Genomic DNA, 26,293 nt, shown 5'->3' on the forward strand with positions numbered 1-26,293 from the left:
TCTGCCTCCGACAAAATTAGAAACCAGGACGCGATCAAGACACTCGCTGCGCTCGGTCATGCCGCGGCCTCCTGCTCCGTCAATTGCGAAAGAACGATTTCCCGGTACGTCGGGTTCGTGTCCATGAGTTCGGTGTGCGTGCCGGTGCCGACCACCTTGCCGTCGTCCAGCACGATGATGCGGTCGGCGTCGCGGATCGTGCTGACCCGCTGAGCGACGATCACCACGGTGGAGTCGGCGATGTAGTCGGTCAGCGCCGCCCGTAGCGCCGCGTCGGTGGCGTAGTCGAGCGCCGAGAACGAGTCGTCGAAGAGGTAGATCTCCGGCCGGTGCACCAGTGCCCGGGCGATCGCGAGCCGTTGCCGCTGCCCGCCGGAGACGTTGGTGCCGCCCTGCGCGATCGGCGCTTCCAGGCCGCCCTCCATCTTCTCGACGAAGCCCTTGGCCTGCGCGACCGTGAGCGCCTCCCACAGCTGATCGTCGGTGGCTTCCGGATTGCCGTAGCGCAGGTTGCTGGCGACCGTGCCGGTGAACAGGTACGGCTTCTGCGGGACGAGACCGACCGACCGGGACAGCAGGCCCGGCTCGAGCTCGCGCACGTTGACGCCGTCGACCAGCACCTCGCCGTCGCTGGCGTCGAAGAGCCGCGGGATGAGGTTGAGCAGCGTGGTCTTGCCACTGCCCGTACTCCCGATGATCGCGGTGACCTCGCGCGGCCGGGCCGTGAGGTTGATGTCGTGCAGCACCGACGCCTCGGCGCCGGGGTAGTGGTAGTCGACGTCGCGCAGTTCGAGGTAGCCGTGCCGGCTGAGCGTGGTGACCGGGGCGACCGGCGGGACGACGGTGGAGTCGGTGCCGAGCACCTCCTCGATCCGCTCGGCGCAGACCTCGGCGCGCGGGATCATGACGAACATGAAGGTCGCCATCATGATCGACATGAGGATCTGCATGAGGTAGCTGAGGAACGCGGTGAGCGCCCCGACCTGCATGTGCCCGGAGTCGATGCGGTGCCCGCCGAACCACAGCACCGCGATGCTGGAGATGTTCACGATCAGCATCACGGTCGGGAACATGATCGCCATGATCTTGCCGGCGCGCATCGACACGTCGGTCAGTTCGGCGTTGGCCCCGGCGTACCTCTCCTGCTCGCGGTCGTCGCGGACGAAGGCGCGGATGACCCGGATGCCGGTGATCTGCTCGCGCATGATCCGGTTGACCTTGTCGATGCGCACCTGCATCGAGCGGAACAGCGGCCGCATCGCCCGCACGATCAGGGTGACCACCCCGATCAGGATCGGCACGATGACCAGCAGCAGCGACGACAGCGGCACGTCCTGGTGCAGGGCGAGCGCGATGCCGCCGACGCACATGATCGGCGCCGACACCATCAGCGTGAACGTGAGCAGCACCAGCATCTGCACCTGCTGCACGTCATTGGTGGTGCGGGTGATCAGCGACGGGGCGCCGAACTGGCCGACCTCGCGGGCCGAGAAGGTCTGCACCCGGCGGAAGATCGAGGATCGCAGGTCGCGGCCGACCGCCATCGCGGTCCGGGCGCCGAAGTAGACCGCCACGATCTGCGTGGCGATCTGGCCGACCGTGATGACCAGCATCCAGATGCCGATCTTCATCACGTAGCCGGTGTCGCCCTTGATGACGCCGTTGTCGATGATGTCGGCGTTCAGCGTGGGCAGGTAGAGGGTGGCCAGGGTCTGCAGGAACTGGAAGAACACGACCAGCGCGATCGTGCCCTGATAGGGCGCCAGGTGGGCGCGAAGCAATTTCAGAAGCACGTCTACTGAGCCCCCCGCTTGAGAAAGCCGTCTAGTAGGAGCGAGACCAGGTCGGCCCCGATGAAGTTGTCCGGGTCGCCGAACGGCCCGTACGTATTGGCGCCGCAGAAGAGCAGGAGCATCGAAGCCACCGCCTCGGGCGACTGGCGCAGCAGCGCCGCGTCCGGCTCGATGACCTCGACCAGCGCGTCCTTGAGCCGTTCCCGGCTGGAGGCCATCCGCTTGGCTGTGTCGGGGTCGTTCTGCCCGGCGAGGATGAGTTTGCGTGCGGCGCTCATCAGCGCCGCGTTCTCCGCCATCCGGGCGTGGATCAGCTCGGCCGCCTCGGCCATCCGCTCGCGCAGCGGGAGCGACTGGTCGATCGCGGCCAGTCCGCCGAGGGTGTCCTGCGGGTCGAGCGCCTGGATCACCGAGCACACGACCAGCGAGTTCTTGCTTTCGAAGACGCCGAAGATGGTGCCCTCGGCGACGCCGGCGGCCGCGGCGATCTGCCGCGTGCTGACCTCGAGACCGTGCTCGTGCAGCAGCGGGATCGTCGCGGCGATCAGGGCCGCGCGGCGTTCCTCCGGCGCGAGCGCCGGAACTCTTCTGCGCCTGTTTTCCACGTGGGGAACCTTAACTGAGCGAGCACTCACTCAGCCACTGACATTTGTCATGGGTGTTCCGCTCAAGTGGGCGGCGGCCCGGCCGATGAAGCGCTCGTGCCGAGACTCGAGGTAGACGATCACACGGCGGACTACTGGGTTCGTCAGATCCGGATCGGCACCGTCATTGCCGCGCTCGGCACGCTGATCGGCGCCGTCCGGGTGGCGCTCAGCTGGGACTCGGACAGCCGATGGTGGCTGGTGCCGGTGTTCACCGCGGTGGTCGTCCAGATTGCCGCGATCAAGCTGCCCTGGCGCCGGCTGATCCGCAGCAAGAATATTCGCAAGCGGTTGCTGCTCTGGTGGTATGCCGAGATCCCGATCCTCGGGCTCTTCGCCGTCGCCGACCCGGCCGGGATGATGGTCTACGTCCCCGGCGCGCTGTTGCTGCTGATCACCCTGGCCGCCCTGTTCACCCCGCGTACCGTGGTCGTCTTCGGAGCGTTCTGCGTCCTGTGTTATGTGGTGCTGCTGCCGTGGCAGACCGGCGCCGGCCCGGCCACCACGTTCTTCCTGGCGGGCGAACTCGCCACCCTGGTCGGCCTGACCGCGATCACCGCGCAGAGCCGCCGCCGTCTGGAATCGCGCCGCCGCACGGCCGAGAAGCGTGCCGAGACCCTGCTCGAGGCATCCGCCGACACGGTCCTCGCGGTCGGCCGGGACGGCACTCTGAAGTACGTGAGCGGGTCGATCAAGCAGCTGCTCGGTCTCGATGCGGCCGAGCTGACCGGCACCCAGATCGCCCGGGTGATGACCGTCGACCGCCTGGCGGAGCTGCAGGACTTCCTGAACAAGATGCTGGCCCTGCCGATCGGGCAGAGCCTTCGGGTGGAGAGCCGGCTGCGCCACACGTCCGGCGAGTGGGTCTACGTCGACGTGATGGGCACCAACTGGATCAACAGCGTCGAGCTGCAGGCGATCGTGGTGAGCCTGCGCGACATCGGCGCTCGACGCGAGCTGGAGATGCAGCTCAGCCGGCAGGCGTTCACCGACTCGCTGACCGGCATGCCCAACCGGGTCAAGTTCCGCCAGAAGCTCGAGGAGGCGGTCGAGCGCGGCGGCGAGCTGCCGGTCACCGTCCTGCTGCTCGACCTCGACGACTTCAAGCTGGTCAACGACAACCTCGGGCACAGCGCCGGTGACGAGCTGCTCACCACCATCGCCGAGCGGCTGCGCGCGGTGGTGCGCCCCGACGACGTGCTGGCCCGCCTCGGCGGCGACGAGTTCGCCATCCTGCTGCACGATCTCGACCCGGCCGACGCCTCCGGTCTCGCCGAGCGGCTGCTGACCATCGCCCGCGAGCCGATCCGGCTGGGCAGCCGGGACGTCACCTGCTCCCTGAGCATCGGCATAGCCAGCACCAAGGGCGCCGGCGAAAGCAAAGACGCCGAGCAGCTTCTCGGCAACGCCGACCTGGCCATGTACGCGGCCAAGCGGAACGGCCGCAACGCGTACGCCGTCTTCGATCCGACGATGACCATGTCGGTGCTGGAGGAGGCGCAGCAGCGCGCCGACATCGAGCACGCGCTCGAGCACGACGAGTTCCTGGTGCTCTACCAGCCGGTCGTGGACATGAATTCGCAGCGGCTGATCGCGGTCGAGGCGCTCGTGCGGTGGCAGCATCCCCGCGATGGACTGCTCGGTCCGTACCACTTCATCGCCGGCGCCGAGGCGAACGGCCTGATCGTTCCGCTCGGCCGGTGGGTTCTCCGGCAGGCCTGCGCCCAGCTGGCCCGCTGGCGGGCCGAGTCGCCGGCCGCCGCCGGCCTGCACGTCAACGTCAACCTCTCGGCCCGGCAGTTCCAGGACCCCGGCCTGGTCGGCGACGTCGAGCAGGCCCTGGCCGACGCGGGTCTCGACGCCGGTTCGCTCACCCTGGAGATCACCGAGTCGATGCTGATGGCCGACATCGAGCTGGCCAAGGACACCCTGCACGCGCTGCGCGGGCTCGGCGTCCGGCTTGCCATCGACGACTTCGGCACCGGCTACTCGTCGCTGAGCTACCTGAAGCAGCTCCCGGTCGACGTCATCAAGATCGACAAGACGTTCGTCGACGAGGTGCACATCGACGAGGACGACGTCGCCCTGGTGGACGCGGTGGCCGGCCTCGGCGCGGCGCTGAAGATGCAGACCGTGGCCGAGGGCATCGAGACCGACGAGCAGTGGGCCACGCTGCGCCGGCTCGGCATCGACCACGGCCAGGGCTACCTGTTCGGCCGCCCGGCCGAGCCCGGCGGAATTCTGGACATGTTGCACGCTCCCGCCGCGCAGGGGTGAACCAAGCCCCCGCGCCCGCCGTTTACCTTGAGGCAAGTAGTAGTCGGCGGTAAGGAACCCGAGTTGTCCCAGATCATGCACCGATCGCGCCGTGTCGGCGGCGCGTTGGTCACCACACTGGCCGCGCTCCTGGTCTTCCTCGAGCTCGTCATGCCCGACCAGATCACCCGGCTCCCACCGGGCAATTTCTGGCTGAACGGGCTGGTCCGCATTCCCATCGAGGCGATCGTGGCGATCGCCGTGCTGCTCGCCCTGCCGGAGCGCATCCGGCGCATCGGCGCCACCCTCCTCGGTCTCACGCTCGGCCTGCTCACCGTCGTGAAGATCGTCGACATGGCGTTCTACGCGGTGCTGGCCCGCGAGTTCGACCCGGTTCTCGACTGGGTGCTGTTCCCCGACGGCTACCACTTCCTCGAGGACTCGATCAGCAAGCCCGGCGCGTTCGGGGTGGCGGCCGGCGCCCTCCTGCTCGTCGCCGCGCTGCTGACCTTCACCACCCTGTCGGTCCGGCGGCTGTCGCGGCTGCTCGCCGAGCACGCCCGCCCGACCAGGCACGCGGTCTTCGCGTTCGCCTCCGCGTGGGTCGTGCTCGCCGTCCTCGGCATTCAGATCATCGGCGGCATCCCGGTGGCCGCGCAGGCCGCCGCCGACCTGGCCCGCGACACCGCGCTCAAGGTGCCGCAGGACATCGCCGACAAGAAGGCCTTCGAACGCGAGGTCACGGTCGACGCGTTCCGCGACATGCCGGACGCCCAGATGCTCAACGCGCTGCGCGGCAAGGACGTGATCGTCAGCTTCGTCGAGAGCTACGGCCGGGACGCGGTCGAGAACCCGGACTTCAACTCGGCGGTGCTCACCCAGCTCAAAGCGGACGACACCAAGCTCGCGGCGAAGGGGTTCACCGCCCGCAGCGGCTTCCTCACCTCGTCGACCGCGGGCGGCGGCAGCTGGCTCGCCCACTCGACGTTCCTGTCCGGGCTGTGGATCGACAACCAGCAGCGTTACCGCAGCCTGGTCAACACCGACCGGCTCACCCTGACCCGGGCCTTCAAAAAGGCCGGCTTCCGTACGGTCGGAGTCGAGCCCGGCGTCACGTTCGCCTGGCCGGAGGGGCAGTTCTACGGCTACGACCAGGTGTGGGACTCGCACACGCTGGACTACCACGGCCCGGCGCTGAGCTGGTCGACCATGCCCGACCAGTACGTGATGAAGCAGTTCCAGCAGTTGGAGTACGCCAAGAAGAACCGCGGCCCGCTGCTCGCCGAGATCACCCTGACCTCCAGCCACACGCCGTGGGCGCCGCTGCCGACGATCTTGCCTTGGGAGCAGCTTGGCGACGGCTCGGTCTACGGCCCGATGATCAATTCGGCCGAGGGCGCCGGCAGCGTGTGGAAGGACAACGAGCGGATCAAGCAGGCGTACGCCACATCGATCGCCTACTCGGTCGACTCGCTCACCTCGTACGTCGAGAAGTACGGCAACGACAACCTGGTCATGGTGTTCCTCGGCGACCACCAGCCAGCCTCGGTGGTGGTCGGCCAGAACGCCAGCAAAGACGTGCCGATCTCGATCATCGCCAAGGACCCGAAGGTGTTCGACCGGATCGCCGGCTGGGGCTGGACGACCGGGCTCACACCGGCGCCGGATGCGCCGGTGTGGCCCATGAACGAGTTCCGCGACAACTTCCTGACCGCGTTCAGCCCGCAGGGCGGGCTGCACTGACCGTTAGTCGATCGTCCGCGGCAGCGTCGCGGCGGCCTGCTTCAGGGCGGCCGCGGCGCTGCTGTACGGGTTGTAGGTGTACGACCGCGACAGCGTCCCCGGCACCGTGAAGTACTCGGCCGACAGCTTCGCCGGGTCGGTCGCGATCTCCCCCCGGAGCGGCACGTCGTTGCCGTCGTCCCAGCCCCACGGCGCGTTGGCCGAGTTCGTGGTGCACGAATAGGTGCCGACGCCGCAGTCGCCCGAGGTGTCGCCCTTGAACGTGCCCAGCGACGCGAACAGGCTCGCGTTGTTGCGCTGCGCCCACATCCCGCCGTCGGCGAAGATGTCGATCAACTGATACTGCACGTCCCGGTCGTCCGCCCCGCTCGGCGCCTCCGACGCGGTCAGCGAGGGGTAATAGACGATCCCGTCACCGTTGATGTCGTACTGCGGCCAGGCCTTGAGCCCGTGTCCTTTCGCCTCCTGCGCGGTCACCGGGTGCGGGAACGAGTCGTGCGTGGACGCCTTGAGCTGCAGCGTCCCGTCGATCGTCTCCTTGCCGTTGGTCCACGTGCTGCCGGCCGGCGCGTAGGAGTAGAAGTCGCTGTGCGCGACCGTGACGGCGGCGCGCAGAACGCCGTACTCGGAGCCGTCCTTTTCAATGATCTCGGTGAGGCCCTCGCCGTCGTTCTCGTGCTCGCCCTCGAAGAACGGGTGATCGATCCAGTCGCGCGGGTGATAGAAGAAGTACGTGATGAACCAGTGGCTGCTGGTCTCGGCCACCGAGTAATAGGCGGCCGCGGTGATGCTCTGCCCGGCGTGATCCCAGTTGTCGGTGCCGATCAGGTTGTTGTCGTAGTCGTACCGGGTGATGAAGTCCGACTTGCCGCTCAATGCGTGGCTGCCGGTCGCATCCACGTCCTGGTAATGGATCGGCGCCCACCGCAGCGCCACCTCGGCCCGCGACGGCGCCGCCTGTGCCGGTGCCGCGAAAAAGCCGGTGACCACGACGACTGCCGCCGCCACGATTCTGACCCTCATGCCCGCTCCTTAGATCGATCAGGCTAAATCTTTTAAGAAGGTTCCGATCTATGGGCGGCCGAGAGGTGAAAATTGCCTGGACGGCAGACGTAGGCTTCCCGCGTGTACAGCGTCGATCTCGGGGACGGCGCCGCGCTGCGGCCCTTGGAGCCCTGGCAGGCCGAAGAATTCCTCGCCCACATGGACCGCGCCCGGGAAACCGTCGACCCGTGGATTCCCTGGGCCAGCCTCAGTTCCGATCTGGAGTCGGCTCGCGCCACCCTGCAGCGTTACGCCGACAAACAGGCTGCCGACAAGGGCCGCATCTACGGCATCTGGCTCGACGGCACCCTGGTCGGCGGCGTCATGTTCGTCTCCTTCGACCTCGTCTTCGGCGTCGCCGAGGTCGGCTGCTGGCTGGAACCGGCGGCCACCGGCCGCGGCCTGATCACCGCCGCGATCCGGCACCTGATCGACTGGGCCTTCCACACCCGCGGCCTGCACCGCATCGAGTGGCACTGCCGCCCCGACAACACGGCCAGCTCCAACGTCGCCCGCCGCGTCGGCCTTCAGCTCGACGGCACCCTGCGGCAGAGCTACCTCTGGAAGGACGTCCGGTACGACACCGAGATCTGGGCGGTTCTCGCGCCGGAGTGGAAAGGGTAAGCTCCCACGCATGTCACAGACACCGCCGTAGCGGCCGCTCCGCATCGAGCCGCCCCTACCCGTCGTGACATTCCCAGGAGCTTGCTGTGCCCGCCCACATCGAGGCGGGAAGTTACCGCGACGTCCTCCGCCTGCCATCTGCGCTGCGCATCTTCGCGCCCGCACTGGCCGGCCGCTTGGCGTACGGTCTCCTCCCGCTGGCCACCCTGTTCACCGTCCACCAGACCACCGGCTCGTTCGCCGCCGCCGGCCTGGCGCTGGCCCTCTTCGGCCTGACCTCGATCACCCTGCCCTTGAAGTCCCGCCTCGCCGACCGCCGCCCGGCCCGGCTGGCGTGGATGGCCCTCGCCTGCGCCGTCAGTCTCGCGGTCGCGGCCTTCGTCCCCTGGCCGGTGCCGTTCGTCGCGCTGGCCGGCCTCGCGGCTCCGCCTCTCGGCCCGGCCATGCGGTCGGCGTGGCGCCGGCTCACCGAGGGCACTGCTCTCAAGGAGCGGGCGTACGCGCTGGACGCGATCGCCGAGGAGACGCTCTACCTGGTCGGCCCGGTGCTGGCGGGCGCGCTGATCGCCATCGCCCCGGCCCGCTGGGCACTGCTGCTGACCGCCGTCCTGCTGCTGGCCGGCACCGTCGGCACGGTCCGGCGGGCGCAACCCGCGGTCGGTCTGCCGAAGGCGCGCGTCTTCGACCCCGGCCCGCTGCGCTCCGCCCGGCTGTGGGGCGTCCTGGCCGTGCTGGCGGCGGCCGGCGCCGGGATCAGCGTCGCCTACACCGCGATGGCCGTCACCGCCCAGCAGGCCGGGCATCCCGGCGCGGCCGGGCTGCTGGAGGCCGGCGTCGCCGCCGGCAGCGTGGCCGGCGGCCTGCTCTGGGCCCGCCGCAAGCACCGGCGCTCCCGGTCGCACCATTTCGCCGGCCTGCTGGCGATCTTCGCGGCCGGCCTGCTGACCGCCGCGGCCGCCCCTGGCCTGCTCGCCCTGGGCGTGGTGATGGCCCTGGCCGGCGTGGCGGTCTCCCCGCTCTACGTGGTCGCCTACCTGGCCGCCGACGACCTCACCCCACCCGAGCACCGCACCGAGGCCGGCACCTGGATCAACGTGGCCGCCAACGCCGGCAACGCACTCGGCGCCGCCTCCGCGGGCGTGCTGACCGACCGGCACGGCCCGTCCCCGGCGTTCCTGGCCGCCGGAATCCTGCTGACGGCCACGGCCCTGCTCTGCGGGGTCGGGGTGCGTCTCGAGCCGGCCCGACTTTTTCGGTCCTGGCGAGCCCGGGGCCATGATGACTAGAATTCTGGTCATGGACACGATCCCGTTGGCTGACGCGAAAGCTCGCCTGTCCGCGGTGCTGGACGAGGTGCGTGACACCCACGAGCGGGTGGTGATCACCCGCAACGGGCGGCCGGAGGCGGTGCTGATGGCCGTGAGCGACTTGCAGGCCTTGGAGGAGACTCTCGACCTGCTGTCCACGCCTGGGGCGATCGAGCAGATCCGCCAAGCCGAGGTGGATCTGGCCGCGGGCGAGGGCGTCGACGCTGACGAGCTACGTCGGCTCCTGGCTGTGCGAGCGGCGCGGGAGTCACGTGGCTGACGACGCCTACCGACTGTCGCTGGCGCCTGCCGCACGACGAGCGTTGACCGAGGCGCCCCCGGCGGGTCTGCCGATGGCTGTGGCGGCAGTGGTCGGCGAGTTCATCACCGGGCCGCTGCTCGATAGGCCACGCGTCGTTGGCAAGCCACTCGCCCGCGAGTTGGCCGGCTACCACAGCGCTCGACGCGGGACTTACCGGGTGATCTACCGCATCGACGACCGGACCCGGACGGTGCACGTGGTCCGAATCGACCACCGCGCCGACATCTACCACGCATAGAGGTCAGTGGCCGGCGGCCTGCTCAGGGCCCGCCGCAAGCACCATCGCTCCCGGTCGCACCATTTCGCCGGCCTGCTGGCGATCTTCGCGGCCGGCCTGCTGACCGCCGCGGCCGCCCCTGGCCTGCTCGCCCTGGGCGTGGTGATGGCCCTGGCCGGCGTGGCGGTCTCCCCGCTCTACGTGGTCGCCTACCTGGCCGCCGACGACCTCACCCGACCCGAGCACCGCACCGAGGCCGGCACCTGGATCAACGTGGCCGCCAACGCCGGCAACGCACTCGGCGCCGCCTCCGCGGGCGTGCTGACCGACCGGCACGGCCCGTCCCCGGCGTTCCTGGCCGCCGGAATCCTGCTGGCGGCCACGGCCCTGCTCTGCGGCGCCAGGGCCATCGGTGGTCCCGTCGATCGACGCCGGTAATCCCGCTATTCAGCCCAAAAGTGAATAACTTTTTTCTACGCTGAAGTGCCGGAGCCGCAGCCACACCGACGCCCAGACGCTGCGTGCACTGGCCCGAAGATCCACACTCAGCGAAGGATGAACCATCGATGAGAAAACGTCTCCTGCTCGCCTCGGCCGGCGCCATGGCCGCCGCCTTGGCCGGCGCCACCCCGGCGTTCGCCGCCAGCGGGACTGAGTCGGCCCGCACCGCGGTCCCCGCAGTGATCAAGGCTTGCGTAAACAGCAAGACCGGTGATCTGCGCTGGGTCAACTCGAATACCACGAAATGTCGTTCCGGTGAATGGATGACCTCGTGGAACTTGGCCGGTCCCGCCGGCCCCAAGGGACAGCCGGGGGCCCCCGGCCCGCAGGGCGAACCTGGTCCAGACGGTCCGAAGGGTGCCACTGGTCCGCAGGGTGCCCCTGGTGCCACGGGCGCGACGGGCGCGACGGGCGCGACGGGCGCGACGGGCGCGACGGGCGCGACGGGCGCTGCCGGCGCTGCGGGTGCCGCTGGTCCCGCTGGTCCCGCTGGTGCCGATGGTGCCGATGGAGTGATTCTCTCCTACGAACCCCAAGTGTTGACACCTAACGGGGGCACTGCATACGCATACAGCTGTGACTCCACTTTCGGCACTGCCATCGGCGGGACTGTCAGCCTGGATCAGGGCGACACGGCAGCGTTGACGGACAGTCGCCAGGACCCGAGCACCTCCAGGAACTGGCTGTTCACCTTCGATCAGGCGCCGGCTCCAGGCGGCAGTGTGAGTGTCACTTGCGTAACGCCGCCGATACCGTAAGGCACACGTAGGCGGCACCGAATGGCAGATGGCCGGCGAGTGAGAATCACCCGCCGGCCGCGCCAGAACGAGCGGCAAGCGTGACAGAGCCTTACCGTCCTACGTCATCGACCGGAGTCGCGGACAAATTGCGCCTGATTTAGGTAGCGCCGTCATCGAATGCCGACCGCAACGTGGCGCTCGTGGCGAGGCTGCTCTCTGACAGTGCTTCAGCCCTCAGTGGTAGGTCAGTTCCCCCGCCTCGATGGCGGCGGCCAGCCGGTTCTCTGGTGGGGCCAGGGGGCACAACCAGGCGTCGTTGTAAGCGCAGGACGGGTTGTAGAGGTAGTTGAAGTCGAGGCGCACCCGGTTGCCGCCGAGCGGTTCGACACCGCGCCCGTGCGTGCCCTTGACCGTGTCGGTCAGGTAGCGCCCACCGCCGTAGGTCGTCTTTCCGCAGGTGGCGTCGCGCACCGGCAGGAACAGGCCGCCCCCGTAGACCGCGAACCACCACAGCGACAACTCGCCGAAAGGCGTCGGCAGGATCCCGACCCGCCGGTAGTGGACCACGCCGTCCGGTCCGCCGGTGTCGATGTCGATCTCGCCGTCGGCCGGCACCAGGTCGACCTCGACGATGGCGTCATCGTTGGACGGGTAATAGCGCAGCCCGGTGAACGACCCCGCCGGCACCGGGGACTGCGGATGCGTTGAGAACAGCTCGTCGCGGCGGGCCCGAAAGTCCTTGAGATCGTTCGCCTCCAGGTAGATGCGGGAGTTCGCGGCGCGGTAATCGGACAGCTCGAGTGCCTCCATGCGGCCAACGCTAGCCGTCAGGCCGGGTAGGCGGTCGCCTCCGTGGCCTTTACCGTGGCCCACACCGCACGGCCGGGCGCCAGCTCCAACTGCACCGCCGCGGCTGGTGTGACGTCCGCCGCGACCTGGATCGGGCCGGTCAGCTCGATGCGCAGGGCGTCTCCGTGCCTGGCCACCGATGCCACCGTCGCCGGCCAGGTGTTGCGCGGGCTGCCTTGCGGCCGGGCCGCGAACAGCGACACCGCGGACGGCGGAAACGCAACAAAGACCGCACCCGCTTGCGGTACGGCGGTGACCAGCGAAAATCCGTCGGGGAGCAGGACGGTCGTGCCGTCCGCGCGGCCACGGTAGAGGTTGAGGCCGACCAGGCGGGCCACGTAATCGGTACGCGGGCGGGCGGTGATCTCGGCGGCGTCGCCGGACTGCACGATCCGGCCGTCCTCGACGATCACCAGGCGGTCGGCCAGCATGAGGGCGTCGAGCGGGTCGTGCGTGACCAGCACGGTCGCGCCGGGGAACGAGGTGAGGTGGCCGCGCAGCGCGGCCCGGGTGTCGAGGCGGGTGCGGGCGTCGAGGGCGGCGAGCGGCTCGTCGAGCAGCAGCAGTTTCGGCTCGGCGGCGAGCGCGCGGGCCAGGGCGACCCGCTGGGCCTGACCGCCGGAGAGCTGGCGCGGCTTCTTGCGTACGTGCTCGGTCAAACCGACCCGGCTGAGCCATTCGCCGGCCTTCTCCCGCGCTTCCCGGCGTGGCACGCGTCGGCAGCGCGGCCCGAAAGCGACGTTGTCGAGCGCCGTGAGGTGCGGAAAGAGCAGGTAGTCCTGGAAGACGACGCCGATCCGGCGGTGTTCGGGCGGTTCGTCGTCGAGTCGGGTGCCGTCAAGCGTGACGTGCCCGCCGTCGAGCGCGGTGAGCCCGGCGAGGGCCCGCAGCGCGGTGGTCTTCCCCGCGCCGTTCGGCCCGAGCAGCGCGACGACTTCGCCGGGCGCGGCGGTCAGGGTGATGTCGAGGGCGAAGCCCGGCCGCCGCACGACCAGCCGAGCGTCGAGGCTCACTCGGCACCTCCCTGCGGCGTGCCGTTTCTGCCTTCGCCGGCGCGGCCGCGCGCCGGCGCGATGGGGCGTCGTTCGGCGCGGTCGCCCGCACGTGTGGCGAGGTGCCGCTCGTTGCCGGCGGTCACGGCGCGACCCACTTGTCCCGCAGGGCGGCCAGGATGACGATCGAGACGACCAGGAGCAGGAGACTGAGCACGATCGCGGCGTCGACGTCCTGCTCGAGGGCGAGATAAACGGCCAACGGCATCGTTTGGGTACGCCCGGGGAAGTTGCCGGCAAACGTGATCGTCGCGCCGAACTCGCCGAGCGCGCGCGCCCAGCAGAGCACCCCGCCGGCCGCGATCCCGGGCGCGATCAGCGGCAGTGTGACCCGGCGGAACGCCGTCCAGCGGCCGGCGCCGAGGGTGGCCGCGGCCTCCTCGTAGCGGGCGTCGGCGCCGCGCAGCGCGCCCTCCACGCTGATCACCAGGAACGGCATGGCCACGAACGCCTCGGCCACCACCACGCCGGCCGTGGTGAACGGCAGGCTCACCCCGAACGTGGCGTCGAGCCAGCCGCCGAGCAGACCGCGCCGGCCGAAGACCAGCAGCAGCGCGACCCCGCCGACCACCGGTGGCAGCACGAGCGGCACGGTGACCAGGGCGCGCACGAACCGGCGGCCGGGGAAGTCGGTGCGGGCCAGCATCCAGGCCAGCGGCACGCCGAGGACCAGGCTCACCGCGGTGGCCAGGGTCGCGGTCAGCACCGACAGGCGCAGCGCGGCGAGGATGCCGGGTTCGGCGAGCCGTTCCGGCAGGGTCGACCAGGGCGCCCGCCAGAGCAGCCCGAACAGCGGCAGGACGAGGAACGCCAGCCCGGCGATCGCGGGGATCGCCAGGGCCGGCGGGATCTTCGAGCGCTGCTTCTTTATGGCTTCTGGAACCCTGCGTCGATGAGCACGTCGAGCTCGGGGCCGCTCTGCACGAAGGCGACGAACGCGGCGGCCGCGGACGGGTTGGGGGCGCTCTTGAGGGTCACGATCGGATAGTCGTTGATCGCCCCGGCCGACTCCGGGAACTCGATGCCCTCGACGTCGGTGGCGGCGGCCTTGGCGTCGGTGCGGTAGACCAGCGCGGCGTCGACCTCGCCCAGCTTGACCTTGGACAGTGCCGACTTGACGTCCTGCTCCAGGGTGACCGGGGTCAGCTTGACGTTGGCGGCGGCGAGCGCCTTCTTCGCGGCCGCGCCGCACGGCACCTGCTCGGCGCAGAGCGCGACCTTCAGGCCCGGCGCGGTGAGGTCGGACAGCGCCTTGATGCCCTTCGGGTTGCCCTTGGCGACCGCGATGACCAGTTGGTTCTTCACGAAGACGGCGGCTTCGCCGTTGGCGTCGCCGGCGTCGGTGACGGTCTTCATGGTGGCCGGGCTGGCCGACGCGAACACGTCGGCGGGAGCGCCCGAGGTGATCTGCTGGGCGAGACCGGAGCTGCCCCCGTACGAGAAAGTGACCTTGACGCCGGGGTTGGCGGTTTCGAAGTCCTTCCCGATCTTGTTGAAGGACTCGGTCAGCGACGCCGCGGCCAGCACGGTGAGGTTGCCGGAGACGCCAGCGCCGCTGGACGCGCCGGCTGCCGGGGTGGAGGTGTCGGTGGAGTCGCTGCAGCCGGACAGGGCCAGGGCGGCGATGGCCACCCCGGTGAGGATTTGCTTCACTTCTCGTCTCCTCGTTCCACGACCACCGTGGTCGATTTGATCACGGCAACTGCCGTCGAGCCGACTTCCAGGCCCATCTCGTCGACCGCTTCGCGGCTCATCAGCGAGACCACGCGGAACGGACCGGCCTGGATGTCGACCTGCGCCATCACCGAGTCGCGGGTGATCGCGGTGACGATGCCGCGCAACCGGTTGCGCGCCGACGACCGGCGAACGCCCGGATCGGGCTCGTCGGCCGCCGATCGGGCGAAGCCGGCGAGGTCGGCGCCGCCGATGGTGCGGTGCCCGTGGTCGTCGCGGCCGGCCGGAAGCCGGCCCGCGTCGACCCAGCGCCGCACGGTGTCCACGCTGACGCCGAGGAGATCGGCGGCTTCCCCGATGCGGTAGGTCGTCACATGGTCACCTTAGGGCCGCAAAAACCAGGCAAGAAAGCCGATACGGGTCGCAGATGCGTAACCGTTGCACGGGTCACATCGGCGACGGCATGCTGGTGGCGTGCCGGAACGGATCCACGAGGTCACCACCTTTCTCGCCGAGCTGCTGGCTCCCCGCGCGCCACTCACCGTGATCGTCGATGGGGGTGACCACGGCGCCGCGGCCACTTTCGCGTCCCGGCTCGCCGCGGCCTTCCCGCCCTCGGCCCGGGCCTGGACGGTCGACGCGGTGCTCGGGCTCAGCGGCCCCGCCGGCGGCCTCTCCGATTCGGCGCTCAACGTGCTCGAGCCGGCCGCCGACCGGGTCATCGTCTATCTGCGCAGCGGGCCGCGCGGCCGCACGCTCGGCAACGGCGAGGGGGAGCGGCGCGCCCAGGTGGTGATCGACCACCACGATCCGCAGTGGCCGGTCATCCGGCACGTGCACCCCCGGCTCGCCGACCCCGAGAGGTGGTATTTGACCGAGAGCCGAGCGTTCTTCGCCGCCCGGGCGGCCGGGTGGGACGCGAAGTTCGGCGACGACCTCCCGGCGTACGCGCAAGCCATCGAGACCGCCGCGCCGCGCCCCGGTGACCTCGCCCTCGACGTCGGTTGCGGCACCGGCCGTGCGTTACCCGCGCTGGCCGCCGCGGTCGGGCCGAAGGGCCGGGTGATCGGCCTCGACCTGACCCCGGCGATGCTGCAGGCGGCCCGCGACGCCGGCCGCGGCGAGTGCGCCGAGCTCCTGATCGCCGACGCCCGCCGGCTGCCGTTGCCGGACGCGGTGGCCGGCCTGGTCTTCGCGGCCGGGCTGGTGCAGCACCTGCCCGACCCCGGCGCCGGCCTGACTGAGCTGGCCCGGGTGACCCGCGACGACGGCCGGCTGATGATCTTCCACCCGTCCGGCCGGGCGGCCCTGGCGGCTCGGCACGGCCGCACGCTGCGCCCGGACGAGCCCCTGAACAGGGAGAACCTGGAGCCGCTGATGGCGGGCTCCGGTTGGCGGCTGCTGCGCTACGACGACGCCGAGGACCACTTCCTGGCCCTGGCCGAGCGGCAGTAAGCGTCCGCCCCGCCCTGTTTTCCGCGGCTCGGGCGACCCCGGCGTCCCCGTTTCCAGGAAATGAGGCCCCGATTTTCAAGGAAATCGGGGCCGGAGCACCGAGGAGGGCCGATTTCAAGAATTTTGGGCCGGCAGCGTGAGGACGATGCGGCCGAAGACCTCGCCGGCGTCCATCCGGCGGTGGGCCTCGGCGGCCTCGGCGAGCGGAAGCACGTCCTGCACCACCGGCCGTAGCTCACCGCGGGCGGCCGCGGCGAACTGGGCGGTCCGCACCCGGTTCCGCTCGCCCTCGTCCACGGTATTGAGACTGAACGTCGCGAACGACCGCGACCGCTGGAACGACCGCAGCAGCGCCATGCCGAAATCCGCCGGCGGATGCCCGGCGACCACGCCGATCGTGACCATCCGCCCGTTGTCGGCGAGCCGGTCGATGAACGCCGGCATCGCTGCGCCACCGACGATGTCGATGACGACGTCGAACTCCCTGGGCGCGCCGTCCTCGGCCGCCACCTGCCCGCCCGAAATCCTTGATGTCGGGGCCTCATCCCGCCTTCCAGACCCGGATTTCAAGGAAATCGGGGTCTGCACCTCGGCCGCGGCGCCCTCGCGGCCTTCGCGGTTGAGCACGATCATCGCGCCGAGTTCCTGGAGGCGCTTTCCGCGGTCGGCCGACGAGGTCGTCACCGCGATCACGCTCGCCCCGCCGAGTGCGGCGAGCTGGACGGCCATGATGCCTAGACTGCCGGCCGCGCCCCGGACCAGGACCGACTCGCCGGGGGCGAAGCGGGCGTGGGCCAGCGCGAAGTGGGCGACCGGCCCGGCGCTGCCGAGCGTGACCGCGTCGACCGGCGAGAGGCCGTCGGGCAGCGGGGTCACGTCCTCGACCCGGGCAACCGCCCGCTCGGCGTAGGCCCCGCCGACCCCGGTGAATGCCCACACCCGGCGCCCGATCCACGCGGCGTCGCCGCCGATCACCCGGCCGGCCACCTCGCTGCCCGGGATCAGGCCTTCCTCGAAGCCGTAGCCGCTGAGCGTGCCGCGCCGGACGACCGCGTCGACGCCGCCGACGCCGATCGCCTCGGTCGCGATGAGCACCTGACCGGGTGCCGGCTCGGGCGCCGGCGCGTCGACCAACGCCATGCCGCTGGGGTCGCCGAACGACTGGATACGCACTGCTCTCATGGCGCCGACGCTAGCGGACGCGCCCGTCCACTTGGCTAAAGTGAGAGCTTGTGACCGACCAATTGCCTCACCTGCTGCGCGCCGACGCCCAGGACAACCGGGATCGCGTGCTCGAGGCCGCCCGCGCGCTCTTCGCCGAGCGCGGCCTCGACGTGCCGATGCGCGAGATCGCCCGCCGCGCACAGGTGGGCCCGGCCACGCTCTACCGGCGCTTCCCGACGAAGCAGTCACTCATCGACGAGGCGTTCACCGACGAGCTGCGCACCTGCGGCGCGATCGTGCAGGCCGGCTGCGCCGACCCGGACCCGTGGCGCGGGCTGTGCTCGGTCGTGCACGAGATCACCGAGCTCAACGCCCGCAACCAGGGGTTCGTCGACGCCTTCACGTCGTCGTTCCCGGCCGCGGTCGACTTCGGCGCGCACCGGGCAAGCCTGCTCCGGTCGCTCGCCGACCTATGCCGGCGGGCGAAGGAGGCCGGCGCGCTCCGCCCGGACTTCGTCCTCGACGACCTGATCCTCGTGCTCATGGCCGGCCGCGGGTTGTCGGCCGCCCCGCCCGAGGCGCGGGCCGCGGCCGCGCGCCGGTTCGCCGCGCTGGCGCTCGAGGCGTTCCGCGGCACGACCGCCCTCCCACCGCCGGCCCGGATCGCGCTGTAGCCCGGCCGGCCCCGGTCTGAGCGCCGCCGGCCCGGATCGGGCTATAGGCCGGCCAGTTCCGCTTCGAGCAGCCCGATCAGGTAGTCGTGCCGGCCCTCGGAGCGTTCGATGCCGCGGCTCGGGCCTTCGGCGATCATCAGCGTGTAGAGGTGGACGCGGTAGAGCGACAGCCGGGTGCGGGCCGACTCGTCGAACGGCTCCGGCCGATAGCCGGCCAGGAACGGGTGGTCCGGGATCTCCTCGATGCGGCGGAACAGTGCGGGGGAGACGAAGTCGAGCAGCGGATCGCCGTAGAGGTAGCGCTCGCCGTCGACCAGGCCGGTCATCGCGCCGTCCGGGCCGACCAGGACGTTTCCGTCCCACAGGTCGAAGTGCAGCAGCGCCGGGCGGGTCACCGTGGCGAGCACGTCGTGGTGTCGCTCGACCACGCCGGAAAGCGGCGGCAGCGGAACGTTCCAGTCGGCGGCGTCGGCCCGCAGCGCCTCGATGATCCCGTGGAACGCGGTCGGCCAGTCCGGCCCGGTGGCGCGGTCGCCGGTGTAGCCGAAGTGCGCACCGGTGATCGTGTGCACCTGGCGGATCGCGGCACCCAGCTCGGTGCGGGCGCGGGCCGAGTCGTTGCTCGCCAGCGGCGCCCCCGGCAGCAGCGACGTGATGATCCACTCAGCGGAAACGGCCAGGACCTCCGGCACCGGTACGCCGGGGGCCTGCTCGCGGACCATCGAGAAGTACTCCGCCTCGGCCGGGATGATGCCCGACTCGTACCGCAGCATGCGAGCCGACGCCGGCGGGGCCACCTTGACCACCACCTGCCGGCCGTCGTCGAGGCCGGCCCGCCAGACGGCGGCGAAGGTGCCGCCGCTCAGCTCCTCGGCGCCGGCCAGACCGGCGCCGAGAGCTTCCGAGACGATCGCGGCGATGTCCTTCTCGGACAGCGTGGGCTGGGTGGGACTGCGCATCCCGCGAATCTAGACAACTTTCCGGGCCAGGGTGACCCCGCCGGTCGTCAGACCGGCACCGCCTGCCCGAACCGGCCGCCCAGCGTGTGCTCGCCGAAGGCGCGGTAGCGCGCCAGCTCGATGAACAGCCAGCCGACGCTGATCAGACCCAGAATGATGTACGCCCACAGGTTGGTGAACGTGTCCCAGCAGGTGTGCAGGATGACCGCGCCGACGAAGGTGAGCGCGAACTGGATCACGCGCTTGCCGGACGGCGAGGCGATCAGTGCCCACAGCGCGCCCGCGGTGAGGCCGGTCCACGCGGTGTGCCCGGCCGGTGAGGTCAGGCCGCGGACGAACAGTGTCTGCTCGACGCTGCCGATGTTGCCGTTGGAGGAGAGCAGCGCGGTGAATGCGTACCCCATCGTCTCCAAAGCGGCGAAGCCCATGCCGGAAGCCACTCCGATGATCAGGCCGTCCGAGGGGAGCCGGCGGCCGTGCCGCGACAGGATCCAGAAGAGCAGGATCACCGGCACGATCAGCTTCGCCGACTCCTCGATGATCGCGACCAGCACCATCGGCAGCACGCCGAGCCCGCGCAGCGTGTTGTATTCGAGGGTGCCGGCCACCACGATGCCGATCACGCCGCCGAAGAACGCCGCGGTGACCAGGCTCGACGCCGGCACCTCCCAGCGGCCGGTGCGGGCCTGGGCGAAGGTGAGGAACGCCAGCGGCACGACCGTCGCGCCGAGCAGGATCAGGGCGGGCACGAAGTTGGGGTTCTGCGTGTGGACCAGGGTCCGCAGCACAATGACGTAGAGAATGAGGCCGGTGACCAGGACACCGAGCCACGCCCACCGGCGAGATCGATCGCGCATGGTCAGAGTCTTTTTCCCCGGCGCGACTTCGTCAATCCGTGATGGCTGCGACACGCGTCTGATCACGCCAGCCCGTTGATCATCAGGTTGATGGTGAAGTCGAAGCGGTCGTGGCCGGCGCCCGCGGTGAGCTCGGCCGCATAGCGCTTGGTCTGCGGGAACGTGTCGGGCAGAGCCCGGAACCGGCTCAGCAGCTCGTCGCGGCTGACCACCCAGGCGTCGTGCGGGGCGGTGCGGCGGCCGTCGCGCAACGAGACCTCGAAGCAGTAGCCGTTGACATAGAGCGTCAGCGCGTCCGCGGTCCAGGCGGCGGTCTGCGGGGCGACGCCGCCGGCCAGCAGGATCGCGAAGATCCCCTCGCTGATCCGCAGCGTCTCGAGGTTGGTGGGCACGATCGCGAGGGCGGCCCGGGTGATGCCGGGGCAGCGCAGGTACTGATCGCGTAGCTGACCGCAGACGCTGCTGAGCTGCTGCCGCCAGGTCGCCGGATCGGGGTCCGGGATCTCGACGCCGGCGCAGAGCCGGCCGATGAGCAGCTCGTCCAGGTCGTCCTTGTTGACCACGTGGGCGTAGAGCGACGCCGGACCGGTATCCAGAGCGGTGGCCAGCCGGCGCATCGTCAGCGCCTCGTAACCCTCGGCGGCCACCAGCTCGAACGCGGCGTCGACGATGGCGTCGACCGTGATCGGCTTTTTCGTGCCGCCCGAGGGCCCCCGCCGGACCCTCGGGGCGTCGACCGCGGGCTGCTGGTGACGTTCGTTACGTCGCTGCTGAGGGTTCCGAGCCATGCGACCACTTTACAACCCATGGGAACGACGTTCTATGGTGTAGGAACATCGTTCGTACCAATGCGAACGATGTTCCTAAGGAGTTGGCTCTTGACCGTCACACCACGTTCACTCCGCGAAGCCTGGGTCGCCCTGGCCGGATTGTCGGCAGTGTTCCTGTTCGAGATGCTGGACAACTCGATCCTCAACGTCGCGCTGCCCACCATCGGCCGCGAACTGCACGCCTCGACCATCGCCCTGCAGTGGGCGACCGGCGCGTACGCCGTCGTGTTCGGTGGTCTGATGCTGGCGTTCGGCGCGATCGCCGACCGGTTCGGCCGCCGCCGGCTCATGCTCATCGGCCTGGCCCTGCTCGGCATCGCCAGCCTGGCGACCGCGTTCGTCACCACCGCCGAGCAGCTGATCGCCGTCCGGGCGCTGATGGGCGTGGCGGCCGCGATGACCACACCCGGCTCCGCCGCGCTGGCGTTCCGCCTGTTCTCCGACGACGGCCTGCGCGTCCGGGCGATGACCCTGATCTCGACCATCGGCCTGGTCGGTCTCGCGATCGGCCCGACCACCGGCGGCTTCGTGCTCGCGATCGCGCCCTGGCAGGCCCTGCTGCTGATCAACGTGCCGGTCGCGGTCTTCGCGATCATCGGCGTGCGCACCGGCATCGCCGCCGACGAACCCGCCGACCTGCACCGCGACCCGATCGACGTGCTCGGGGCGGCGCTCGGCACCGCGACGATCGTGCTCGCCCTGGTCGCGCCCACCCTGTTCGTCAACGAGGGCACCGGCTCGTGGGCGCCGTGGGCGATCACCGCCGCGGCCGTCGCCGGCGCGGTTCTCTTCGTCCGGCGCGAGCGCTCCGCGCGATACCCGCTCATCGACCTCGGGATGGTCGGCCGCCCGCTGGTCTCGGCCGGCCTGGCCTACAAGGCCGCGGCCGGGCTCGCGACCGCCGGTCTCGGCTACCTGGTGACGCTGCAACTGCAGCTCGACTGGGGCTGGTCACCGGCGCTGGCCGCGATCGGCATGCTGCCGCAGGTCATCGTGCTGGTCGCCGGCGGCGCGTTCGTCAACCCGTTCGTCGAGCGGGTCGGCCTCGAACGGGCTGCCTGGATCAGCGCCTCCGCGGTCGTGCTCGGTCTGGCCGTCTACGGCCTGCTGGGCGGTTACGGCTACGTCTGGGTCGCGCTCGCCCTGGTCATCGAGGCCGCCGGCATGCGGGTGGTCGGCGTGGTCGCCGCCGTCAACGTGATGCGCGGCCTGCCGCAGAACCGCACCACGATCGGCGCGGCCCTCACCGACACCGCCACCGAGGTCGCTTCCGGCGTCGGCCTGGCCGTCACCGGCACCATCCTGGCCGCCATGTTCGCCGGCGACATCGCCACGTCACACTGGAGCCCGCAGCAGACCACCCAGTTCCACCACGCGGTCACCCTCGGCGGCCTCGTCCTCACCGTGGTGGCGGGCGCACTCGTCGGCTGGGCGACGCTTCGCACGCGGAGCGCCGTGGAGGCGCCGCCGGTCAAGACTTCTGCCGTTCGGTGATCGCGGCCTGGATGCGGCGGAGCGTGCGCAGGGCCTTCTTCGCCGCCACCCGAACCTCCCCGTCGAACACGGTCACCCCGCGGTCGCCGGCCATCAGCCGCTCCAAGGTCGGCACCGCCTGATCATCGCCCGTCGACCCGAGCGCGACCGCGGCCCAGTAGCGCTGATCCGGATCCGGGCTGTCGGCCGCGGCCAGCAGCCGGGGCATCACCTCCGGCGTGAACAGGGCCAGCGTGCTGGCGAGATAGCCGATCCGGGGGAAACGCCGATTCTCGAACTCGTACCAGAGCGCCTCCATCGCCTCCTCGCCACCGATCCGGGCCAGGGCATCGGCGGTCCGCTGGCGCAGCCAGTCGGCCTCGTCGCCGAGCAGCGGCCGCAGCGCGCTCACGACCGTGGCGTCGCCGAGGCGGCCGAGTGCGATCACCGTCTCGTCCCGGACGATCCACTGCGTGTGGTCGAGGAGCGTGACCAGCTGCGGCACGGCGGCCCGGATGTCCATCGCCGCGCAACCCTTGGCGGCCCAGGCCTGGCAGTTGTACCGGGTGTCGCCGAGCGCGGCGAGCAACGGCTCCTGCAGCCCGGCGTCGGCGAAGGCGGCCGCCTGGTTCATCGCCCGCGAATACAGCGACCGGTGGAAATCCCGGTAGTCGCGGACGAGCACGTGCAGCGCCGCGATGGCCGACTCGTCACCGTGCTTCCCGGCCCGCTCGAGCAGTTGGTGCACATGTGCTTCGCGGGTCTCGAGGTCGCCCGATCGAAGGCCCTGCAGGTCAGCGGGATTCACCGCACGACCATACGCGCCACCGTGCCGATGGCCGCCGGTGGCAACCCGCGAGGGCTGGGAGGTATTGCCTACGATCACTGTCCAACGGCCGCCGCATCGGAGGAGATTCGCATGACCGATCCCCAGATCGACGCAAGCCGGCCGAGCAGCGCCCGGGTGTGGAACTACCTTCTGGGCGGCAAGGACAACTTCGCGGTCGACCAGGAGCTGGGCGAGGCGCTGCGCGCGGCGAACCCGGGGATCGCGGCGGTCGCCCGGGCGCAGCGGCGGTTCCTCGACCAGGCGGTCGCGCTCCTGGCCGGCGAGGCGGGCATCCGGCAGTTCCTGGACATCGGCGCCGGTCTCCCGACGGCCGACAACACGCACGAGGTCGCGCAGCGGGTGGCCCCCGATTCCCGGATCGTCTACGTCGACAACGATCCGCTCGTGCTGACGCACGCCCGCGCGCTGCTGACCAGTTCGCCCGAGGGCGGGACCGCGTACATCGACTCCGATGTGGAGAACCCGGAACGGATCCTGAGCGAGGCGGCCCGCACACTCGACCTCAGCAAGCCGGTCGCGCTGACCATGATCGGCATCCTGGGCAACGTCGCCGACTACGCCGAGGCGCGCTCGATCGTCGAGCGGCTGCTCGCCGCCGTGCCGTCCGGCAGTTACCTGGCGGTGAGCGACGGGACGAGCACCAGCGTGCAGAGCGTGGAGAGCGAGCGGGTCGCCAAGGGCGGCGGCCACCCGTACAACCTGCGTACGCCGGCGGAGATCGGCGGTTATTTCCAGGGCTTGGAGCTGCTCGAGCCCGGCCTGGTGCCGACGTCGCAGTGGCGGCCGGCGCCGGGAACCGAACCGGCCGCCCTCGACGTGTACTGCGCGGTGGGTCGCAAGCCTTGATCCGCCACGAGGCGCTTTGTCATATCCCCGGTTCAGCCGGGAGGGATTCGGAAGGAGGTCTCTGGGTCTAATGGCTTACCTGGATCCGAAAGGTGAAGGGGACAGTAGCATGCCAGGAAAGCAATGATCGTGCCCAGGCGTAAGGGGCGAGGCGTTGCGAGACCCGCGCGATACGGTGAAAGCTTGATTGCCTGAACCCCAATCTCCAGTCGATGGAATGCGGCATCCACCGGAAAGACGTCTGAAACCGGTGCCCACTCTGCGCCGCAGTATTAGGGTCTGCGGCGCACCTTCCGGAGTGTGGAACGATATCCAGTGAGGGTATTCAAGGGGATATGTGGGGCACCTAAGTCGCGCTATCACGTATGACGAAGACGAACGTGGGATCGCCTAAGGGGCGCGAGCCCTATGGTGACGGAGGCCTCGTAGTAGTCGTGGGAGTAACGCCCCACCAAGGGGGACGGGAAATCCGTCCACAGGGCGAAGGGGGCCAGGTGACTGGACACTCACAACCCGCGAGGTATGCGTAATGCAGAACGCCGAAACGGTACTGGATGTCCTGCGTGAACGTGGCAGGCGTGGCCTGCTGGTAGACGAACTGTATCGGCAACTGTTCAACCCCGGACTGTATCTGCTGGCCATCGGCCGTCTGTACGCCAACCACGGCGCCATGACTCCCGGGGTCGACGGAGAGACCGTGGACGGCACGTCCCTGGCGACGATCGACCGCATCATCGACGCGGTGCGCCACGAGCGCTACCGATTCCAGCCGGTCAAGCGGATCCACATCCCGAAAAAGAACGGGAAGAGGAGACCGCTAGGATTGCCGACCTGGACGGACAAACTCGTCGGTGAAGTGATTCGCCTTCTCCTCGAAGCGTATTACGAGCCACGATTCTCCGATCAATCCCACGGGTTCCGACCCGGACGGGGATGCCACACCGCCTTACGCGACGTGGCCAATACCTGGACCGGGACGACCTGGTTCATCGAGGGTGACATCTCCGACTGCTTCGGGACACTGGATCACACTGTGATGCTGTCAACCCTGGCCCGGAACATCCACGACAACCGGTTTCTCCGGCTCCTGCGAAACATGCTCCGAGCCGGATACCTTGAGGAATGGACATGGAACGCCACGCTTTCCGGCGCGCCGCAAGGCGGAGTGGTCTCGCCTATCCTCTCGAACATCTACCTGGACCGGATGGACAGATTCGTCGAGACGGTTCTCATCCCGGAATACACCCGAGGCAGGATCAGAGCAAACAATCCCGCCTACAAACGGGTTGGATCGGCACTGCGGCGTGCCCGCAACCTGGGCGACCGCACCGCAGCGCGGACACTGCGCCAGCAGATGCACAGCATGCCCAGCATGGATCCCCGAGACCCCAGCTACCGGCGGCTGCGCTACACCCGCTACGCCGATGACACCCTACTCGGGTTCACCGGACCCAAGGCCGAAGCCGAGCAGATCAAGGCCCGCCTCGCGGCGTTCCTGCGTGACGACCTCGCGCTGCAACTGTCCCCCGAGAAGACCCTGATCACCCACGCCCGCACCGAGAAGGCGGCGTTCCTCGGCTACCAGATCACCGTCAAGCACGACGACCGCAAGGTCACCCGGGGCTACCGCAGGCTCAACGGCACCATCGGCCTGCACATCCCACCGGCGGTCATCGCGGCCAACAGCGCTCCCTACCTACGCCGTGGCAAACCCACGCACCGGCCCGAACTGGCCAACCACGACGACCACACCATCGTCGGCATCTTCGGGTCGCGGTATCGGGGCATCGTCCAGTACTACCTGCTCGCCGGCGACGTCTCCCGACTCGGCCGGCTGGAATGGGTCATGAAGACCTCCATGCTCAAAACGCTGGCAGCGAAGCACCGCTCGACAGTGACGAAGATGGCCGACAAACACAAGACCACCATCGTCACTCCCCACGGGCCACGCAGATGCTTCGAAGCCACCGTCGAACGAGCAGGCAGGAAACCACTGGTCGCACGGTTCGGTGGCATTCCACTACGACGGCAGAGAACAGCGGTCCTCACCGACCGCGACCCCGCCCCCTCCGCGCCCCGCCCCAAAGAACTGGTCACCCGGCTACGGGCAGGACGATGCGAGCTCTGCGAACAACGGGCCAAAGTTGAGATCCACCAAGTCCCCAAACTCGCCGACCTCGCACGGACAGGGCAGCCACCGCCCGCGTGGGCACAAATCATGGCAGAAAGACGACGCAAAACCCTGATCGTCTGCACACCCTGCCACGACCTGATCCACGCACCGCAACCAGCCGCATCAACCACGCCATAGTCACTGGAGAGCCGGATGCGAGGAAACCCGCACGTCCGGTTCGGGCCGGGGGCCGTCGGAAAAGGACCCGAACCTCAGCGGTCACCTCGCCGACGGCCTACCGGTGCA

At 69.8% G+C, this 26,293-nt stretch carries 26 protein-coding genes; 13 read left to right on the forward strand and 13 right to left on the reverse strand.

What is annotated here, in order from left to right; genetic code table 11:
- Positions 1-56: 56 nt before the first annotated feature.
- Together AB0E90_RS33380 and AB0E90_RS33385 are read right to left on the reverse strand one after the other, a co-directional pair.
- On the reverse strand, positions 57-1,793 hold the full coding sequence (locus tag AB0E90_RS33380; RefSeq protein WP_360414910.1) for an ABC transporter ATP-binding protein: 1,737 nt from the start codon (positions 1,791-1,793) through the stop codon (positions 57-59).
- Between the two features lie 2 nt (positions 1,794-1,795).
- Positions 1,796-2,398 (reverse strand): TetR/AcrR family transcriptional regulator, encoded by a 603-nt coding sequence (locus tag AB0E90_RS33385; RefSeq protein ID WP_360414912.1) that lies wholly within the window; start codon positions 2,396-2,398, stop codon positions 1,796-1,798.
- 96 nt (positions 2,399-2,494) lie between these two features.
- Between AB0E90_RS33385 and AB0E90_RS33390 the strand changes: the two genes are divergently transcribed.
- Both AB0E90_RS33390 and AB0E90_RS33395 read left to right on the forward strand, forming a co-directional pair.
- On the forward strand, positions 2,495-4,714 hold the full coding sequence (locus AB0E90_RS33390; protein ID WP_360414914.1) for an EAL domain-containing protein: 2,220 nt from the start codon (positions 2,495-2,497) through the stop codon (positions 4,712-4,714).
- A 63-nt stretch (positions 4,715-4,777) separates the two neighbouring features.
- Positions 4,778-6,436, forward strand: a complete 1,659-nt coding sequence (locus tag AB0E90_RS33395) for a sulfatase-like hydrolase/transferase (RefSeq protein ID WP_360414916.1) — start codon at positions 4,778-4,780, stop codon at positions 6,434-6,436.
- Positions 6,437-6,439: 3 nt separating this feature from the next.
- On the opposite strand, the gene AB0E90_RS33400 is transcribed toward AB0E90_RS33395, so the two are convergent.
- The gene (locus AB0E90_RS33400; protein ID WP_360414918.1) at positions 6,440-7,459 is read right to left on the reverse strand and encodes a hypothetical protein; all 1,020 of its coding nucleotides are present in this window, start codon (positions 7,457-7,459) and stop codon (positions 6,440-6,442) included.
- A 102-nt stretch (positions 7,460-7,561) separates the two neighbouring features.
- Between AB0E90_RS33400 and AB0E90_RS33405 the strand changes: the two genes are divergently transcribed.
- The 6 genes from AB0E90_RS33405 to AB0E90_RS33430 all read left to right on the forward strand — a co-directional run bounded on the left by AB0E90_RS33405 (position 7,562) and on the right by AB0E90_RS33430 (position 10,967).
- Positions 7,562-8,104 carry a GNAT family protein gene (locus tag AB0E90_RS33405; protein WP_360414920.1) on the forward strand — a complete coding sequence of 181 codons (543 nt, stop codon included), beginning with the start codon at positions 7,562-7,564 and terminating at the stop codon, positions 8,102-8,104.
- Positions 8,105-8,190: 86 nt separating this feature from the next.
- A complete protein-coding gene (locus AB0E90_RS33410) occupies positions 8,191-9,390 on the forward strand; it encodes an MFS transporter (protein ID WP_360414922.1) in 1,200 nt (399 codons plus the stop codon).
- A 10-nt stretch (positions 9,391-9,400) separates the two neighbouring features.
- Positions 9,401-9,691 (forward strand): type II toxin-antitoxin system Phd/YefM family antitoxin, encoded by a 291-nt coding sequence (locus AB0E90_RS33415; RefSeq protein ID WP_360414924.1) that lies wholly within the window; start codon positions 9,401-9,403, stop codon positions 9,689-9,691.
- On the forward strand, positions 9,684-9,971 hold the full coding sequence (locus AB0E90_RS33420; RefSeq protein ID WP_360414926.1) for a type II toxin-antitoxin system RelE/ParE family toxin: 288 nt from the start codon (positions 9,684-9,686) through the stop codon (positions 9,969-9,971). Before AB0E90_RS33415 ends, AB0E90_RS33420 begins: the two co-directional genes overlap by 8 nt.
- 6 nt (positions 9,972-9,977) lie before the next feature.
- Complete coding sequence (locus AB0E90_RS33425) at positions 9,978-10,388, forward strand: MFS transporter (protein ID WP_360414928.1); 411 nt, start codon at positions 9,978-9,980, stop codon at positions 10,386-10,388.
- A 447-nt stretch (positions 10,389-10,835) separates the two neighbouring features.
- Complete coding sequence (locus AB0E90_RS33430) at positions 10,836-10,967, forward strand: hypothetical protein (protein ID WP_360414930.1); 132 nt, start codon at positions 10,836-10,838, stop codon at positions 10,965-10,967.
- Between the two features lie 458 nt (positions 10,968-11,425).
- Here the strand turns inward: AB0E90_RS33430 and AB0E90_RS33435 are convergent, their stop codons facing one another.
- The 5 genes from AB0E90_RS33435 to AB0E90_RS33455 all read right to left on the reverse strand — a co-directional run bounded on the left by AB0E90_RS33435 (position 11,426) and on the right by AB0E90_RS33455 (position 15,140).
- Positions 11,426-12,001, reverse strand: a complete 576-nt coding sequence (locus tag AB0E90_RS33435; protein ID WP_360414932.1) for a DUF1684 domain-containing protein — start codon at positions 11,999-12,001, stop codon at positions 11,426-11,428.
- A 17-nt stretch (positions 12,002-12,018) separates the two neighbouring features.
- Positions 12,019-13,053 (reverse strand): ABC transporter ATP-binding protein, encoded by a 1,035-nt coding sequence (locus AB0E90_RS33440; RefSeq protein WP_360414933.1) that lies wholly within the window; start codon positions 13,051-13,053, stop codon positions 12,019-12,021.
- Positions 13,054-13,174: 121 nt separating this feature from the next.
- Positions 13,175-13,963, reverse strand: a complete 789-nt coding sequence (locus tag AB0E90_RS33445; RefSeq protein ID WP_360415111.1) for an ABC transporter permease — start codon at positions 13,961-13,963, stop codon at positions 13,175-13,177.
- A complete protein-coding gene (gene modA, locus AB0E90_RS33450; protein WP_360415113.1) occupies positions 13,960-14,718 on the reverse strand; it encodes a molybdate ABC transporter substrate-binding protein in 759 nt (252 codons plus the stop codon). The genes AB0E90_RS33445 and modA overlap by 4 nt, the downstream gene beginning before the upstream one ends.
- A gap of 23 nt (positions 14,719-14,741) precedes the next feature.
- Complete coding sequence (locus AB0E90_RS33455; protein WP_360414935.1) at positions 14,742-15,140, reverse strand: TOBE domain-containing protein; 399 nt, start codon at positions 15,138-15,140, stop codon at positions 14,742-14,744.
- A 100-nt stretch (positions 15,141-15,240) separates the two neighbouring features.
- On the opposite strand from AB0E90_RS33455, the gene AB0E90_RS33460 reads away from it, so the two are divergent.
- Complete coding sequence (locus AB0E90_RS33460; RefSeq protein ID WP_360414937.1) at positions 15,241-16,221, forward strand: methyltransferase domain-containing protein; 981 nt, start codon at positions 15,241-15,243, stop codon at positions 16,219-16,221.
- A gap of 114 nt (positions 16,222-16,335) precedes the next feature.
- Here the strand turns inward: AB0E90_RS33460 and AB0E90_RS33465 are convergent, their stop codons facing one another.
- Positions 16,336-17,403, reverse strand: a complete 1,068-nt coding sequence (locus tag AB0E90_RS33465; protein WP_360414939.1) for a zinc-binding dehydrogenase — start codon at positions 17,401-17,403, stop codon at positions 16,336-16,338.
- 50 nt (positions 17,404-17,453) lie between these two features.
- On the opposite strand from AB0E90_RS33465, the gene AB0E90_RS33470 reads away from it, so the two are divergent.
- Positions 17,454-18,059 carry a helix-turn-helix domain-containing protein gene (locus AB0E90_RS33470; protein ID WP_360414941.1) on the forward strand — a complete coding sequence of 202 codons (606 nt, stop codon included), beginning with the start codon at positions 17,454-17,456 and terminating at the stop codon, positions 18,057-18,059.
- A 41-nt stretch (positions 18,060-18,100) separates the two neighbouring features.
- On the opposite strand, the gene AB0E90_RS33475 is transcribed toward AB0E90_RS33470, so the two are convergent.
- The 3 genes from AB0E90_RS33475 to AB0E90_RS33485 form a co-directional block, all read right to left on the reverse strand.
- Positions 18,101-19,018 (reverse strand): phosphotransferase, encoded by a 918-nt coding sequence (locus AB0E90_RS33475; protein ID WP_360414943.1) that lies wholly within the window; start codon positions 19,016-19,018, stop codon positions 18,101-18,103.
- Positions 19,019-19,065: 47 nt separating this feature from the next.
- On the reverse strand, positions 19,066-19,875 hold the full coding sequence (locus AB0E90_RS33480; protein WP_360414945.1) for a PrsW family intramembrane metalloprotease: 810 nt from the start codon (positions 19,873-19,875) through the stop codon (positions 19,066-19,068).
- 62 nt (positions 19,876-19,937) lie between these two features.
- Positions 19,938-20,663: a TetR/AcrR family transcriptional regulator gene (locus tag AB0E90_RS33485; RefSeq protein ID WP_360414947.1), complete on the reverse strand. Its 726-nt coding sequence runs from the start codon at positions 20,661-20,663 to the stop codon at positions 19,938-19,940.
- 90 nt (positions 20,664-20,753) lie between these two features.
- Here AB0E90_RS33485 and AB0E90_RS33490 point away from each other — a divergent pair, with 90 nt between their 5' ends.
- A complete protein-coding gene (locus AB0E90_RS33490; RefSeq protein ID WP_360414949.1) occupies positions 20,754-22,199 on the forward strand; it encodes an MFS transporter in 1,446 nt (481 codons plus the stop codon).
- Here the strand turns inward: AB0E90_RS33490 and AB0E90_RS33495 are convergent.
- The gene (locus tag AB0E90_RS33495) at positions 22,177-22,986 is read right to left on the reverse strand and encodes a HEAT repeat domain-containing protein (RefSeq protein WP_360414951.1); all 810 of its coding nucleotides are present in this window, start codon (positions 22,984-22,986) and stop codon (positions 22,177-22,179) included. The genes AB0E90_RS33490 and AB0E90_RS33495 overlap by 23 nt on opposite strands.
- A gap of 111 nt (positions 22,987-23,097) precedes the next feature.
- On the opposite strand from AB0E90_RS33495, the gene AB0E90_RS33500 reads away from it, so the two are divergent.
- The gene (locus tag AB0E90_RS33500) at positions 23,098-23,874 is read left to right on the forward strand and encodes an SAM-dependent methyltransferase (RefSeq protein ID WP_360414953.1); all 777 of its coding nucleotides are present in this window, start codon (positions 23,098-23,100) and stop codon (positions 23,872-23,874) included.
- A 529-nt stretch (positions 23,875-24,403) separates the two neighbouring features.
- Positions 24,404-26,185, forward strand: a complete 1,782-nt coding sequence (locus AB0E90_RS33505; RefSeq protein ID WP_360414955.1) for a reverse transcriptase domain-containing protein — start codon at positions 24,404-24,406, stop codon at positions 26,183-26,185.
- Positions 26,186-26,293: the final 108 nt, after the last annotated feature.

This window comes from Actinoplanes sp. NPDC026619 (genome assembly GCF_040638295.1).
GTDB lineage: Bacteria > Actinomycetota > Actinomycetes > Mycobacteriales > Micromonosporaceae > Actinoplanes.